The sequence below is a fragment of the Pseudoalteromonas sp. THAF3 genome, from assembly GCF_009363775.1.
GTDB classification, from domain to species: domain Bacteria; phylum Pseudomonadota; class Gammaproteobacteria; order Enterobacterales; family Alteromonadaceae; genus Pseudoalteromonas; species Pseudoalteromonas ruthenica.
The window spans coordinates 376084-391825 of record NZ_CP045419.1 but is presented as its reverse complement, the minus strand read 5'-3'; the positions used below and the strand labels follow the sequence as shown (position 1 = coordinate 391825).

Genomic DNA, 15742 nt, shown 5'->3' with positions numbered 1-15742 from the left:
TTTGCAATCCCATTGGCTGCCTCAGTAATGCTTTTATTTGTGAGATTTACGCAAGGAGTGGCGCGATAGATCATCGCTCGTTGAAATTAATTACAGTATGGAGGAAGTCGAGCAGTTGTTCAAAGTCGTGATCACGGATTATTAACTTTTTTTGATTATAATCAACAGGTAATATCTCTAACCAGCGATAGGCAACCCACTTGGCATCGTCGTAGTTAGGGCAATCATATAGGCATTTGAGTTCTGGGTTATTGTCTAACACCCATTTTAACGCCTGCGCCAAATCGGTAAGTTCAACCTCAGGCACCGTCGCAGTCTCTATTTCAGTGGGGTGGGTACAATAGCGTAAGCCGTTATCGAGGTAGGTTATGTTATCTATGCGCATCAGGCTTTCACCTTGCACAGTGATCAACAACTGGCCTGTCGGGTCTTGGTCAAAATCGATAATTTTAACTAGGCAACCAAATTCGCTTGTCTGGTCGTCATTTTCCTTGGCTAAAGGGGTGATAACAAAGCCGCGTTGTTCGCGCAGACACTCTTTTACCATGTGAATGTATCGCTGCTCGAAAATTTTGAGCTTGGTCACGCCCTGCGGCAACAACACCAGCGGCAGAGGGAACACGGCATACTTCATAATAATCCTAGGACGGTGGGTAGTGCGTATACTACGTCATGTCTGTTAATGCCGATCAGATAGCCAATGAAATAGTTAGGGTGAGGACAACTACTCTCCCCACCAACCGAAATTACGGCAGACACTAATGCCTAGGTAGGTACCAAACAAACTTGCTACGGGTAGCAGCATAAGCCCCAGTAAGGCAAAATTAAGCGTCATCACCCTGCTCCTTCGCATTCGTTTTATCAGACGCTTTATCTGATGCCTGGCGCTGCTCGGAAAACAACGCCTGAGTTGCATCACGTAGTGCCTGTTTCTGTGACTGGATGAGCGATGAATACGCTTCGTTTGCAGCAGAGCGAACAGCCTGTTCAATTTCTTGAGTGAGTGAGTTCGCATTTGCCATTGAACTTACAAATAAAGCGGAAGTCAGAATTGTTGCCTTGGTTAACGTTTTCATGATGATGTTCCTGTTGTTAAGGTATTGTTTAATTAGTCGCATCATCTATTACAAAGGTTGTGCCAGAACCTATAATTTTTTTAACCTTATGTAATAACTGAACTTTTACTTTCCACCAGGCGAAGTACTAAATTAGCTGCATAAAATAAAAACTATTTTTTAGCTTTTTTCACACTGCAATTAGCGATTTAAACCAACCGAATTTTTGTTCCGAATTAACACTTTTATTTGAGTGTACATGTGTACGCTGAACAGTTATAGTTGGTTCGTCGAAGCAAGTAATAATGAGTTAAAACAGATGCAAGTGAGTGGTTATTCCCCGTTTGAAGAAAAGTTAAACTGGTTAAGCCATGGTCTTGGTGCCTTACTCGCTATTGTGGCCTTGGTTGCTATGGTGCTCGTCAGCGAATCCATAACCGCTGTGGTAGCGACCAGCGTATACGGTGCCAGCCTCATTTTAATGTTCGTCAGTTCAACTCTTTACCACGCCAGTGTAAGTGACAAGGCCAAACGCGTCCTGAAAAAGCTTGATCACAGTGCCATCTACCTATTAATTGCCGGTACGTACACGCCCTTTTTATTACTTGCGCTAGGCGGATACTGGGCTTGGATAGGCATGTTTGCTATTTGGGGGTTGGCTTTATTTGGCGTGATATTCAAATTAACCGCAAAAATCCCGCGACCGAGAATTTCTTTGGCCACCTACTTAGTGATGGGGTGGATAGCACTTGCGTTTATCTATCCACTTTATCTTGCACTGCCCGGTGGCGCGATGTGGTTGTTGGTATTGGGTGGGGTATTATTCAGTGTGGGTACCTTATTTTACAGCGCCAAACATCGCCATCTCAGCCATGCCATCTGGCATCTATTCGTGCTGGTTGCCTGTACCTGCCACTTTTTGGCCATTTACCTATACATTATTTAGTTGCCAATAACACACTCGCTGTTAGATATGCCAAGCGAAACGGCGCATATTGACCTTCCCGTCGATTACAAGCACGCCTTCGCTAAGCAGTGCTTGTTGTTGTCGTGTGAACCCATCACTGCCTTGCGCAAACGATATTTTGCCTTGGCTGTTTACCACCCGATGCCAAGGCAAGCGAGAGTCAGAGGGTAGGTTTTTAAGGGTATGACCCACATAGCGGGCATAGCCTGGTAATCCGGCTCGTTTAGCTACTTCACCATAACTGCATACCTTGCCTTTAGGAATGGCGGCGACCACTTGATAAATCATCGCGGCTTTATCCATGGGCTATTTCCTGCAACTTTGTCCACACATGTCGAGCTACCGGACCGTGATGACGGGAATGTCGGCGAAACGCACGAATCTGCGCGCGAAACGCGTGCTCTCTATCGCTAAGATGAATCACTTGCAGTTGCCCGGTCGCTATTTCTTGTTGACACAAATCGAGACACATTAAGGCCCAGCCCGCCCCCGCAAGCAACATGGAGCGCAGCGCGAATATATCGTCGAGCTTCATCATCGCCGCTTGATTTAAAAACGGCATCCGCCCACTTTCGAAATGCAGATCACTTTCAAACATCGCCACACAAGGGTAACTTTGGAGTTCTCGGTAACTGATCTGAGTTTGTTGAATAAGCTCCGGTGAAGCCACAACACCCACTTCAATGTCTCCGAGCGGCAAACTTTCTAAGTCGCCGGTGGCGTGAAAAATATCAAACCAGGGGCCAATCCCTAAATCACTTTTACCACTATTAACTTGCTCTAGCGCGGTGAATCGCCGACCACTGTCAATCTCAAACTCGGTGTGAGCAAAGGCATGATAGCAATCGCGCAGCAAAATACTGAGCTCTTCGCCAACACACACTTGCTCGTAGCTGATGCGAAACTTTGGCTCATTACCGTTGGCGAGCTCGCTGGAGAACTCACTCAATTCGTCCATATCGCGCAGCACATATTGAGCACGCCGACAAAACGCCTGACCTTGTTCAGTGAGTGAAAACCGATAACCTTCACGATTGACCACAGCAAAACCGACGCTCTGCTCTATTTTCTTGACCATCATTGTCAGCGCCGGCTGAGTTTTATGTAAACGCTTTGCCGCCTCACTGAGCGAGCGACACTGAGATAACACATCAAGTACTTTTAGCCATTCCAGCTTCATAACATTACCTTATGAAGTTATAAGTAATTTATAATTTTTATTTTAGTCTACGGCAAAGTAAGCTAACGCACCAGCGTGCTCTTATACTGGCATACATACACACTATTCACAGGGAGTCTCATTCATGTCTCGCAGTCTATTCGTATTAGTCTTGCTCGCGATGATTTCACTAACGGGGTGCTCACAAGAGCAACCCAAAACCGATAAAAAGCCGCCCATCAGGCCGGTTAAACTCTTTACCGTGGGTCACGCTGATGAAAAGGTTATGCGTAGCTTTCCTGCCGAAGTAGTCGCCCACCAAGGCTCCTACTTAGCCTTTCGTGTCAATGGAGAGCTCATAGAATTTCCCGTGTTAGCGGGTCAGGAAGTGGAAAAAGGCGAGTTACTCGCTAAGCTCGACCCTGAAGATTTCCAGCTACAGTATGAAGAGCGCAAGGCCCGTTATGACCTGGCTCAGTCGCAGCTAAAGCGCGTAAAAACACTTTATGAGCGCAACATTGCCAGCCAAGCAGAACTCGATGAAGCAGTCGCCAACGCCCGAGTTGCCGAATCGGCATTCAATATTGCTAAAACTAACTTAGACAACTCAGAGTTAAGGGCGCCTTTCGCCGGTACCGTTGCCAAAGTATTCGTTAAGAATTTTGAAAACATTCAGGCAAAGCAAAATATTTTGCGCTTAGAAACCCGAGATTTAATGGACGTAGTTATCCAAGTACCCGAGAAGTTGGTGGCCCGCGTCAACAAGGATACCTTGTATCAACCCACGGTGATCTTTGACGGCTATCCAGATAAGGCCTATACGCTCACCATCAAAGAATACGACACCCAAGCCGACCCTGCTACGCTGACCTACAAAGTGGTATTTTCATTACCCGTGCCCGAAGATTTTAACTTGTTAGCGGGGATGAGCGGCCATGTGTATATTGATATCAGTAAAATCACCGGAAATGCCGAGTCATGGCATAAAATTCCGGTGGAAGCGGTCTTTTCTGACTCGCAGCAAGGCCTAGCGAATAACAGCTATGTATGGATTTATAAGGATAACGCCGTGCATAAACGCCAGGTCGAGGTGGGGCAAATGCACCGAGACGGACTAGAGATACGCTCAGGCCTAAATAGCGGCGAGCAAGTGGTGGCCGCAGGCGTACACTATCTCAAAGAAGGGATGCAGGTGCGTCCGTGGCAAAAAGAGCGAGGCCTATAAATGAATCTTGCTGCATTTGCCATTGAACGCAAAGTTATTAGTTGGATGTTTGCGCTGTTCCTGCTCATTGGGGGAACGGTCTCTTACTTTTCTCTCGGACAGTTAGAAGACCCAGAGTTTACTCTGAAAAAAGCCATGGTGATTACCCTCTACCCTGGGGCCTCACCGCAGCAGGTCGAAGAAGAAGTAACATATCCAATCGAAAACGCGATTCAAGAATTGCCCTACGTCGACTATGTTACCTCCATTTCCTCTAACGGCAAAAGCCAGATTACGGTGGAGATGAAAAGCACCTATCGCAAAGAGGATCTAAGGCAAATTTGGGATGAACTGCGCCGCAAAATTAACGATGTTTCGGCATCTATGCCACCAGGGGTGTACCCCAGCCAAGTCATTGATGACTTCGGCGATGTGTATGGTGTTACCCTTGCAGTGACCGGTGATGGCTACTCCTATGATGAGCTTAAAGACTATGTTGATTTTCTCAAGCGTGAACTGGTGCTGGTCGATGGCGTTGGCAAAGTCACTGTAGCCGGCGAGCAGCAAAGCCAAGTGATTGTCGAGGTGTCGACCCATAAGCTCGCGCAACTGGGACTCAGTCCTGAGCGCATATTTTCCCTGTTGCAAGCGCAAAACACCGTTTCTAATGCCGGTCGCGTCATGGTCGATGGCGAGTCTATTCGCCTGCATCCCACAGGCGAGTTTGACAATGTTGTTGAACTTGAACATGTGCTTATTTCTAAGCCCGGTGCCAGCGAGCTCATCTACCTCGGCGATGTCGCCAAGGTCTATCGTGAGTATGCTGAGGTGCCCTCGCATATGGTGCGCTACAACCAACAACAGGCATTATTAATAGGTCTTTCTTTTGCCAGCAACGTCAATGTCGTAGACGTTGGTCAACGTATCGATGCCCATTTAGCGGAGCTGGAGTATCAACGCCCCCATGGCATGGAAGTCGCGGCTATTTATAACCAACCCCAGGAAGTCGACAAGTCGGTGTCCAGTTTTATTATCAGTCTGGTCGAAGCGGTGGCCATTGTCATCGTGGTGTTGCTGCTGTTTATGGGGGTTAAAAGCGGTATTTTAATTGGTGGTATTTTGCTGCTCACCGTGCTCGGCACCTTTATCTTTATGGTGCTCTTTGATATCAACCTACAACGCGTCTCCCTTGGGGCGTTGATCATCGCACTAGGGATGTTGGTGGATAATGCCATTGTGATCACCGAAGGCATTCTTATTAATATGAAGCGCGGGCAAAGCAAACTAAAGGCAGCAGTCAATATCGTTAACCAAACCAAATGGCCCTTACTCGGGGCTACGGTTATTGCCATTACCGCCTTTGCCCCCATCGGCCTGAGCTCGGATGCCAGTGGTGAATTTGCCGGCAGCTTATTTTGGGTGTTGATGATCTCACTATTACTGAGCTGGATCACCGCCATCACCCTTACGCCGTTTTTTGCTGATGTGATGTTCCGCATTCCAAAGAACAAAAGCCAAGCCCAAGCAGGCGATGAAGATCCCTACCAAGGGTTTTTATTTAGTGGCTATAAGTTTATCTTGCGCCATGCCATGCATTACGGCAAAACCACTATCGTATTAATGCTGATCCTTTTAGTCGGCGCGGTGGTGGGCTTTAAATCGGTCAAACAGTCGTTCTTCCCCGCCTCTAACACGCCCATGTTTTACATAGATTATTGGCATTACCAGGGCGCTGATATTCGCACCACCAGCAAAGGTATCGCCAAACTCGAGCAGTTTTTACTCGAGCAGGAGTTGGTTGAGGAGGTCACCGCCACCATAGGTCAAGGGGCCCCGCGCTTTATGCTGACTTATGCGCCAGAAAAACAATACCCTGCTTATGGTCAGCTGATTGTTCGGGTGAAGGACCGAGAAGCTGTATTGGCCATGATAGCTAAGGTGCGTGACTACGAGCGCAATCATATTGTTGATGCCAAGCTAAAGCTCAAACGCATGGAAATCGGGCCATCGACCGATGCCAAAATCGAAGCTCGCTTTTCTGGCCCCGACCCTGTGGTGCTAAGACAGCTGGCTGAGCAAGCGAAGCAAATTCTCGCCAGTGACGCCGGAGCCTTTCACATTCGCGATGATTGGCGCCACCGCACAAAGCTCATCCGCCCACAGCTCAATGAGCAAAAAGCCCGCCGTTTGGGAATAAGTAAAACGGATTTAGACGAGTTGCTGCTCACCAGTGTGTCGGGTAAGAAAGTGGGACTCTATCGCGATGGCACGCAGTTGTTACCAATCATTGCCCGCTCTCCAGAAGACGAGCGTTTAAACGTTGAATCACTGCGCGACTTGCAAATCTACAGTCCAGTATTAGGCGTGTTTGTGCCAGTGACGCAAGTGGTCGATGACTTCACCGTACGCTGGGAAGACCCACTAATAATGCGTCGCGACCGCAAGCGCACCATTACCGTGATGGCGGATCATGATTTACTTGGCGATGAAACCCCTGCGAAGTTGTTCACCCGTGTACGTGGCGATATCGAAGCCATCCCCCTACCCCGAGGCTATGAACTGCAATGGGGTGGCGAGTATGAGTCTGCCAACAAAGCACGCTCAGCCATTTTTGGCTCGCTACCGCTGGGTTATCTAGCTATGTTCGCGGTCACCGTGTTGCTGTTTAACTCAGTGCGTAAACCGCTGGTGATCTGGGCCACGGTGCCTTTGGCCATCGTCGGTGTCAGCGCTGGCTTGCTGGCCATGGGCGCATCCTTTGGCTTTATGTCGCTGTTGGGGCTATTGAGCCTCTCAGGCATGTTAATTAAAAACGGTATCGTGCTGTTGGATCAAATCAATATCGAGTTAGCTGCAGGTAAAGACCCTTATGAGGCGGTGTTTGACTCTGGCGTTTCCAGGGTTAGGCCGGTTTCCATGGCGGCTATCACCACTATTTTAGGGATGATCCCGCTGCTATTCGATGTGTTCTTTAAGTCCATGGCGGTGACCATCATGTTTGGTCTCGGCTTTGCCACCATACTCACGCTGGTTGTGGTCCCGGTGCTTTATTGTAAGTTCTTTGCCATACACAGCCACCGTCGCAACGGATGAGATCAGCAGTCATTAAAAAGCCAGCTTAAGCTGGCTTTTTTTCGTTAGCGTTCAACCTCTATCACATCGGCTATGGCTAACGCTAGGCGTCGATAGCCTTGGTCATTAAGATGAATAGCGTCAGATTTAAAGCGGTTATCGCCTAGTAATTCAGACAGTATATCTGCCACCAGTACCACCTGATACTGCTCGCTTAATTGTTGATATAGCGGCGCGTCAGACAAAAACAAAGACTTGGTCGGCACCGCCACAAGGATCACTGCAATCCCTTTACTTTGCGCATGCGTTATCATCGCGCCTAGGTTCGCTTTTGTTTGCCCGCTATCTTGGTTACGCAAAAAATCGTTTCCGCCTTCAAGTAACACCACCGCCTGAACCTGGTGCGTGTCGAGTGCACGTTTAAAGCGCTCAAGGCCCTGCGCTGTTTGCTCGCCAGAGACACCACTGGCTATCACTTCCAGCCCTGTTAGCTGAGCGAGTTGCTGGGGATAGGTGCTGCTTTTTGCACCCACTGACACGGTTAAGCTATCACCGAACGCTAAAATAGAATCGCCAGCATGCAACGTCACTTTGTCTGATTGCGAGCAACCGGTTATAAAAATAAGCAGCACAAGGCCAATTAAGCGCATCATTTCTTTAGCCTCAATGTTCCTTTCACCCGCTTGTTTGCCTTACTTTTTGGCTTGTGAACAGGCGCTGTGCGAGCTCGAGGTAAGGCTTTGCGCTTTGGTTGTGCAGTCTTCGGTGTATTGGAATGTTGCTCAGAGGGCACACTGTGCTCAGTTTTAGAATGCTCTTCGGTTTTACCAGAGTCCGCTATTAGATCATTAATAGTGGCCATTTCTGCATCACTTAAATGGCGCCATTGGCCACTTTTCAGCCCGGCTAATGTCACATTCATGATGCGCGTGCGCTTGAGCGTAACTACTTCATAGCCAAGATACTCGCACATGCGACGAATTTGCCTATTCAGGCCTTGAGTCAGTATGATGCGAAAGCTATCCGGCCCGGTTTGCTCAACCTTACACTTCTTGGTAACAGTGCCAAGAATGGGAATACCCGCGCTCATACGCTCAACAAAGCGCCGATTTAAGGGCTTATCAACCCGCACTTCGTACTCTTTCTCGTGGTTATTCCCTGAGCGCAATATTTTGTTGACGATATCGCCCTCGTTGGTGAGGAAGATAAGCCCTTCGGAGGGCCTATCTAAACGGCCAATAGGGAAAATACGTTCGGGATAATTAATCGCTCGCACAATATTACTTTTTATTTTCTTTTCAGTGGTGCAAGTAATACCCGTTGGCTTGTTGTAGGCGATATAGACACGTTTAGGCTTAGTTTTAAGCGCTTTACCATCAATGTGAATGGTGTCGGCATCAGTCACTTTATCGCCCATTTGTGGCGCATGACCATTTACGCTGACTCGCCCCGCACTGATCAGCGCATCCGCCTCACGGCGCGAGCAAAATCCGGTTTCACTTATGTATTTATTAAGGCGCGTAGGTTGACTCATAGTTCTACTTGTTGCTTCTTTTTCACCTGCGCATTGTAAAGCAGTTACCAACAAAAATCAGAATTAAAAGTGTTGATTGAGGATACTTTGCACATCGAAGGGGTACTCATCAAGTGTGCTGTTATGGGTTCTTGTGTAGCTTTTAAAATCAATTTGCTGCCAATTATCGGGGTCCACCAAAGGGAGGATGCGCTTTACGTTTCCCTGATGCGCGATTGCCAGTTTAAAGCGCACTTCTTGAGTGCTGCTTTTTGACACTGAAAAACGGTGATCATAAGCTTTGACCAAAGCCCAAGCCCCCATCAAAAAGTGTCCACCCACCGACGCCGTCTGCCTACCATCGGCTATAGCGCTCAAGGAGTCGGTCAGCCAATCAAAACCGCCGATAAACATATCTTTATTGACCACTTTGCCATGTTGCTGGGCTTGTTGTGCAGCCGCCAGCGCCATGGCGTCCGAGGCGCACCAGATGATACTTAACTCAGGATAGCGCCGTAATAGTTTGGCCGTTTGTTGACGGGCAATTTCTTGCTGCCAACGACCATGCACGACTTGCACTAGTTGTCCTTGGTGGTCTGCTAAAAAGTCGCGCAATCCATTCACACGCAGGTTTGTTTCTCCTCCGTAGTGCCCCCCTATCGCCGCCACCAGCGGTGACTCTATGCCTTGCTCAACGGCTTTATTGTGCAAAAAAGAAGCGAGTTGCTGCCCTGCGTGCTGGTTGTCATGGGACAGCTCCGCCAACCAATAATGGAAGCGCTCACCAGGCTTTTGCACAAGCTCCCGCTCTTGTTGGGACAGTGTCTCTTCCAACGTGACAAAATAAACCTCGCGCTGCTCCAGTAACTGCATAGACTGACCACTGCCGCCGGGGTAATTGATAAGCACCGCATAATCCGGCGCAGGATGAGTGGCTAAATACCGGGCGATGGCTCGATGCTGAAACTCTCGATGACCGTCGCCATAAACAATGTCTAAATTGATGTCTAAGTCCCTGGCAGCTTGCACCGCAAAAGTCTCTACTTTATGCCAAAAAGGGTCGCCCGCTGTAGATGGGTTAACAAACAGCACCCGCATTGCGCCATGTGCGCTAAAGCAAGATGACACATAAAGGATGGCAAATAAGATAACATGGTTTTTCACAGGGACTCCTTGGCTAGCGCTTAGTATAGTTTATGTTGATGGTATTAGCGCCATCGCTCTACCGCTTTGCGCCAAGCCCATTCTACGGGGCCTTGAGTAAAGATGCGCAGATACGCGTTCGCACCGAGCAATTGCACAATGATAATGGCAAAGGCCAATAACGCATAATGCGCTAGCGCAAAGTTTTGTGCGATATACAATCCAAAGTAATGGGTAATGACCAGCATCAATGCGCTTTGTGCCAGATAACAACTGAGCGATAAGCGCCCAACATTCGCAAGCAGCCTAATCCCTACACCCATACGTAAGCGTCTACGACTGAGCCAATGCAAAGCAATCACCGCCGTGATTGTGCCACTAATGGAGTTCGCAATAAGGCTTAGCGTTGCCGTAAAGCTATTACCATAACCAAGATGAATGCCGCTGAGCAGTAAACAGAGCAGCAACCCAGCTCCGACAGAGAGCTTCACCTGATGTGGCCAAGGCGATGATAAAAAACCACTGCGCCATGTCGCTGCAATCAACATCATCGCCCCTAACTCCAGCCACAACACAGAAAATAGGGATACCAAGGTCATCAGCAGCATATTGATAGCGTTGCTTGAGCGCGTAGCTAAAAAGTGAAAGTTATCTTGATTGAGATACCCTTGGTATTGCTCGTCGTCATAGGTGAGTGCAGGTTCAATATATAACCCACTTAAGGTCAATAGCACTGCACTTCCAACAACAATAAACAGTATGCCTTGGCGCAGCTGCTGTTTCGCGGGTGAATCTAACATCGTCACTAACAACAGCCCCGCAAGGGCATACCCGAGTAAGATATCCCCCGCCCACAATAGCATCCCATGCACCAGACCAATGACCGCTAAGCAATAGAGTCTGACGCGTAAATAGTGCATAGGTTCGTCGCGTGAGTCCGTGGCACGGCGCTGCCACTGGACAATTAACCCCACCACAAAGAGCGCCACAAACAGTCCCCGAAAGCGCCCATCAAGTAGTAGAACCTGTATGCCATAGAGCAGCGAGTCGACTAAATGGGTACCGGGCGGTGCGATGTAACCATAATCGAAATAAATGAAAAAAGGGGCATTCAAGAACAACAAACCAAGGATGGCTAGCCCACGCAACGCATCAATTTCAGTGCGGCGCGCATCGGTGATTAATTGCCGATAATACCCTTGTTCGGCGAACAAACTGGCCTTAGACACTCCCCCTCCACGATACAAATAGCGCTGACATTGTCGATAAAAAACATTACCATAGCACGGTTGTATTTATACGCGGTATCAGTTTCATGCATTCCTTCATCTGTTGTTCCCCCTCTAATAAGCACCGCTTGCAAAAGGGTTTTACCTTGATTGAACTCATCATCGTGATAGTTATTCTGGCGGTGTTGAGTATCACCGTGTTACCGCGATTTTTAAATTTACAAAATGATGCGCGCATAGCCGTACTAACCAATGCGCAAACCAGTATCGAACAGGCGAATACACTGATGCAGATGAAGGCGCAGATGCCTAGTTACCGAGCCACTGCGGTGACCGGGCGCAATGACCTGATTGATGTTGACTTAAACCGAGACGGTGTGATTGACCTCAGCGACGACAGCCCGGATGTGAGGTTGAAATGGTTTTTCTTAGATAACACCGATGTCGTCAAGCGGGTGGAATTTAGCGAAGCCTTGGTATTTGAAGAACAAGGCATCGATTTTACCTATATTGGCTATGACTTTGATGACGACGGCGCGGTGCAAGATGACCAGTGCTATGTGCTTTACACACAAGCGCAATCTGCCGATCAGCCACCTACTTATGCACGCCAAACAACCGGGTGCTAAGCGCTATCGACGCGCTTTACAAATCATCGAACATTTGCGACCAGGTAATGGCCGATTGGTGTAAATTGGGCAACCCCTCATCACTGATGTTGAGCGGTACACAGGCTCTTTGCATCGCCCACCAACTGCCAGACTCGTACGCTTTTACTAGCTCGAGCAGATAAAACAAGGTGTTGTTTTCCCCATTTAGCGCATTGGCAATATCATCAGGGAAAGGCAATTGCTCTACAATGCTTTGCATGGGTCTATCGAGCATGGCATCAATGAGTGAAAAGAGCCCCACAAGGAACGCGCTGCTACTGAGGTGGGGGAAATAACGCTTTGCTAATAGCTCACAGAAGCGGGCGCGAATTGACGACATCTTGGTCAGCTCAAGCGGTTTTTCGTGGGCAATATGGGCGGTCACTATCAGTGATACAAAACGCCGCACCCGCAGCTCGCCAAGATACACCAAAGCTTGCTTAATGGAGTCCATACGCTCTTTAAGCGGAAACAGCCCAGAATTGATAAAGCGCAATAATTTGTAAGCTAAGGCGGTGTCTTGAGAAAACACCTCGCTGAGTTTATTGAGATTAATATTGGGCTTGAGGGTCATGCTGTAAATCATCATGATCAATGCCGAACGAGCAACACAATCGCGCTGTTTAACCATTTGCGGGCGAGCAAAATAATAGCCCTGAAAAAAATCAAAACCGCGTGCTTTGGCTTGCTCGTATTGCTCTTGCGTTTCTACTTTTTCCGCTAGGTACTTTATATTTGGATACTTTTTTAACACTGCAAGGGTTTGGTCTATTTCCTCAAAGCTGCTGTGCATAAGGTCAAACTTAATAAGCCGCACTAGCTTTAGAAACTTTTCCCATTGTGGGTGGTATTGAAAATCATCGAGCGCCAAACGAAAGCCACGGTGAAACAACTCTCGACACAACTGATAGTGCTCCTCACTGGGCTCAACAGTCTCGAGTATCTCAATCACCACTTTATCGGTAGGAAGAAACTCCCCTAAACGGGCATGTAGCGATTGCTCACCAAAATTGATCAGTGCTTTTCGCCCACCGGTGAGAAATGATAAACCTTGATTGAGCTGATTATCATAGATCAGTTTGGCTGTCGCGGTTTTATCCTCGACATTCGGGAAACGGTTATCTTCACCATCGCGAAACAACAACTCATAAGCAACCACCTTCTGTTGCTTGTTAAATACTGCTTGGCGCGCTACAAAAACGTCCAACCCTGCTCTCCTCGGCTACCAAATTCGCACTCAATCTTCACTACGACGCAAGTATACCCACCGCAAAAAACTTCACAATCGAACAAAAGCATAGGGTTGGAGAAGAATTTAACGCTTTACCTGAGTGTTAAGCATGGCTGAAGATGAAAAAAACACCAACAAATCGACGAAAAAGCGCAGAATTAAGGCCAAGTTACTTGTTGTCAGCACACTTTGCCAGTAATGTTACAGCCTATCAAAATGAAAGAGCCCCACCCTTCTTTTCATGATTACACAGTGCGAGTCACTGCACTCTCCCGGGGACGTGGCTTGCTCATGCGATAACTGACAACAATAACTTCCTGATAATGGAGTAAGCAATGCGTTTATCTATGATTGCCGCAGCGATTGCTGCGACTACCCTAGTTACAGGCTGTAGCGAGCAACCTGCTAACAACGAACAAAACCAAGCTCAAACCGAACAAGTAGCCAAAACCACCACTGACGCTGTACAAGAAAATCTCTTTTTAAGCCCTAGTCCATTGCAATATATGGCGCCCGAATTTGATAAGATTGATACCAGTTTATATGAGCCGGCATTTGATGCGGGGATTGAAGAGCAACGTGTTGAGATTAAAGCTATCGCTAACAATTCTGAAGCACCTACTTTTGAAAACACCTTGGTTGCAATGGAACAATCCGGCGCCATTTTGGACCGTGTACGCGCCGCTTTCAACAATCTCTCTGGTCTTATCTCAAATGATGAATATCAGCGTATCGATGCCAAAATGGCGCCGGTATTGGCCGAGCACCGTGACAATATTTATCTAAACAAGGCCCTTTTTGACCGTGTTGCTGCTGTTTATGACAACAAAGACACGCTGAATAAAGAAGACCAACGCCTGGTTGAATATTATTATAAACGCTTTGTGCGTGCGGGTGCGAAGCTCGACGAAAGCCAAAAGCAACGTATGCGCGAGATTAACTCTGAGCTTTCTAAGCTCAGCACTGAGTTTTCGCAAAATATCTTAAAGTCATTCAAACAAGACACCATCTTAGTCACAGACAAAGCGCAATTAGCGGGCTTAGCTGAAGATGAAATTGCCAGCTTAAAGGCAGCAGCGGAAAAAGCAGGCAAAGACGGCTACATGATCACCTTGGTCAACACCACCCGTCAGCCCATTCTTTCAAGCCTCGAAAATCGTGAGCTACGTGAAAAAGTGTGGCGCACGTCATCACAGCGCGCGCAACAAACCAATGGCCCAATTGCTATTAAAGAAGCGCAGCTTCGAGCAGAAAAAGCCGCTTTGCTTGGTTTTGAATCATGGGCACATTACCAGCTAGACGATCGCATGGCTAAAACGCCGGATGCAGTGTTTACTATGCTTGATGATCTCGCGCCGAAAGCGGTCGCTAAAGCTAAATCTGAAGCTGAACTCATTCAAGCAGCAATCAAAAAAGACGGTAAAGACTTTGAGCTTAAGCCTTGGGATTGGGCTTATTACGGAGCGAAGGTGCGCGCCGAGCTATATGACATTGATGCAAGCTTAGTAAAGCCTTATTTCGAAATGAATACCGTTATTAACGACGGCCTGTTCTTCGCCATGAACAAGCTTTATGGCATCACCATGAAAGAGCGCAATGACTTGCCAACCTACCACGAAGACGTGTTTGTATGGGAAGTATTCAATGAAGATGGCAGCTCAGTTGGCCTATTCTACCTTGACCCTTATGCTCGCGAAGGTAAGCGTGGCGGCGCGTGGATGAGTGCCTATGTATCGCAAAACCACCTTAAAGGAACCAAGCCTGTTATTTATAACGCGCAGAACATTCCCAAGCCAGCTGAAGGTCAGCCAACACTGATGACCTTCTCTGAAGTAACAACTATGTTCCACGAGTTTGGTCATGCCATTCACGGTCTGTTCTCCGATGTAAAATACCCATCGCTTGCCGGTACGGCCACTGCGCGTGACTTCGTTGAATTCCCGTCTCAAGCTAACGAGGACTGGAACATTGAGCCGAGCGTACTCGCTAACTATGCTAAGCACTACAAAACTGGCGAGCCTATCCCTCAAGAGCTGCTAGATAAGTTATTGAAGTCGCATACCTTTAACCAAGGTTTTGATACCACTGAATACCTAGCCGCAGCGTTGCTGGATATGGAATGGCATTCAATTGCACCGGGTACCAAGGTTGAAGACTTTGCCCAGTTTGAGCAAAACGCGCTTGAGAAACACGGCATTGATTACTACCCAGTGCCGCCGCGTTATAAAACCTGCTACTTTAGCCACATCTTTGCTGGCGGTTACAGCGCGGGCTACTACGCCTACCTTTGGACAGAAGTGTTTGCAGCGGACTCGTTCGCACATATGCAAAACGAAGGTGGCTTGACTCGTGAAAACGGTGATCACTATCGTAAAGAAGTACTCTCGCGTGGTAACAGCCGTGATTTAATGCAAAGCTACATTGAATTCCGTGGTCAAAAGCCAACCACCGACGCATTACTTAAACGCCGTGGTCTCGTGGAAGACAGCAAAGAGTAAATAAACGCTTTATAAGCGCAT

General features: G+C 47.8%; 14 protein-coding genes. 5 read left to right on the top strand and 9 right to left on the bottom strand.

The features are described from left to right. Positions 1-70: 70 nt before the first annotated feature. Both FIU82_RS16900 and FIU82_RS16895 read right to left on the bottom strand, forming a co-directional pair. On the bottom strand, positions 71-634 hold the full coding sequence (locus FIU82_RS16900) for an LON peptidase substrate-binding domain-containing protein (protein ID WP_045979959.1): 564 nt from the start codon (positions 632-634) through the stop codon (positions 71-73). A gap of 190 nt (positions 635-824) precedes the next feature. Further along, the gene (locus FIU82_RS16895) at positions 825-1076 is read right to left on the bottom strand and encodes a hypothetical protein (protein ID WP_138587411.1); all 252 of its coding nucleotides are present in this window, start codon (positions 1074-1076) and stop codon (positions 825-827) included. 238 nt (positions 1077-1314) lie between these two features. Between FIU82_RS16895 and FIU82_RS16890 the strand changes: the two genes are divergently transcribed. Further along, a complete protein-coding gene (locus FIU82_RS16890; RefSeq protein ID WP_022946801.1) occupies positions 1315-2001 on the top strand; it encodes a hemolysin III family protein in 687 nt (228 codons plus the stop codon). A gap of 21 nt (positions 2002-2022) precedes the next feature. Here FIU82_RS16890 and FIU82_RS16885 read toward each other — a convergent pair whose 3' ends face one another. Further along, a complete protein-coding gene (locus FIU82_RS16885) occupies positions 2023-2325 on the bottom strand; it encodes an MGMT family protein (protein WP_152441697.1) in 303 nt (100 codons plus the stop codon). Further along, the gene (locus FIU82_RS16880) at positions 2318-3202 is read right to left on the bottom strand and encodes a LysR family transcriptional regulator (protein ID WP_138587412.1); all 885 of its coding nucleotides are present in this window, start codon (positions 3200-3202) and stop codon (positions 2318-2320) included. Before FIU82_RS16880 ends, FIU82_RS16885 begins: the two co-directional genes overlap by 8 nt. Positions 3203-3326: 124 nt before the next feature. Between FIU82_RS16880 and FIU82_RS16875 the strand changes: the two genes are divergently transcribed. Next, on the top strand, positions 3327-4406 hold the full coding sequence (locus tag FIU82_RS16875; RefSeq protein WP_151174181.1) for an efflux RND transporter periplasmic adaptor subunit: 1080 nt from the start codon (positions 3327-3329) through the stop codon (positions 4404-4406). Continuing rightward, complete coding sequence (locus FIU82_RS16870; RefSeq protein WP_152441696.1) at positions 4407-7478, top strand: efflux RND transporter permease subunit; 3072 nt, start codon at positions 4407-4409, stop codon at positions 7476-7478. Positions 7479-7522: 44 nt separating this feature from the next. On the opposite strand, the gene FIU82_RS16865 is transcribed toward FIU82_RS16870, so the two are convergent. The 4 genes from FIU82_RS16865 to FIU82_RS16850 all read right to left on the bottom strand — a co-directional run bounded on the left by FIU82_RS16865 (position 7523) and on the right by FIU82_RS16850 (position 11342). Further along, a complete protein-coding gene (locus FIU82_RS16865) occupies positions 7523-8110 on the bottom strand; it encodes a GDSL-type esterase/lipase family protein (protein WP_152441695.1) in 588 nt (195 codons plus the stop codon). Next, a complete protein-coding gene (gene rluF / locus FIU82_RS16860) occupies positions 8107-8991 on the bottom strand; it encodes a 23S rRNA pseudouridine(2604) synthase RluF (protein ID WP_152441694.1) in 885 nt (294 codons plus the stop codon). Before rluF ends, FIU82_RS16865 begins: the two co-directional genes overlap by 4 nt. Before the next feature lie 63 nt (positions 8992-9054). Further along, entirely contained in the window at positions 9055-10134 is a 1080-nt protein-coding gene (locus FIU82_RS16855; protein ID WP_152441693.1) for an ABC transporter substrate-binding protein, read from the bottom strand. A gap of 44 nt (positions 10135-10178) precedes the next feature. After that, entirely contained in the window at positions 10179-11342 is a 1164-nt protein-coding gene (locus tag FIU82_RS16850) for a DUF418 domain-containing protein (protein ID WP_152441692.1), read from the bottom strand. 86 nt (positions 11343-11428) lie between these two features. Here FIU82_RS16850 and FIU82_RS16845 point away from each other — a divergent pair, with 86 nt between their 5' ends. Next, on the top strand, positions 11429-11971 hold the full coding sequence (locus tag FIU82_RS16845) for a prepilin-type N-terminal cleavage/methylation domain-containing protein (RefSeq protein ID WP_152441691.1): 543 nt from the start codon (positions 11429-11431) through the stop codon (positions 11969-11971). Between the two features lie 16 nt (positions 11972-11987). Here FIU82_RS16845 and FIU82_RS16840 read toward each other — a convergent pair whose 3' ends face one another. After that, positions 11988-13199: an EAL and HDOD domain-containing protein gene (locus tag FIU82_RS16840; RefSeq protein WP_022946791.1), complete on the bottom strand. Its 1212-nt coding sequence runs from the start codon at positions 13197-13199 to the stop codon at positions 11988-11990. 359 nt (positions 13200-13558) lie between these two features. Here FIU82_RS16840 and FIU82_RS16835 point away from each other — a divergent pair, with 359 nt between their 5' ends. Then, positions 13559-15721: a M3 family metallopeptidase gene (locus FIU82_RS16835; RefSeq protein WP_152441690.1), complete on the top strand. Its 2163-nt coding sequence runs from the start codon at positions 13559-13561 to the stop codon at positions 15719-15721. The last annotated feature ends 21 nt before the right edge of the window (positions 15722-15742 follow it).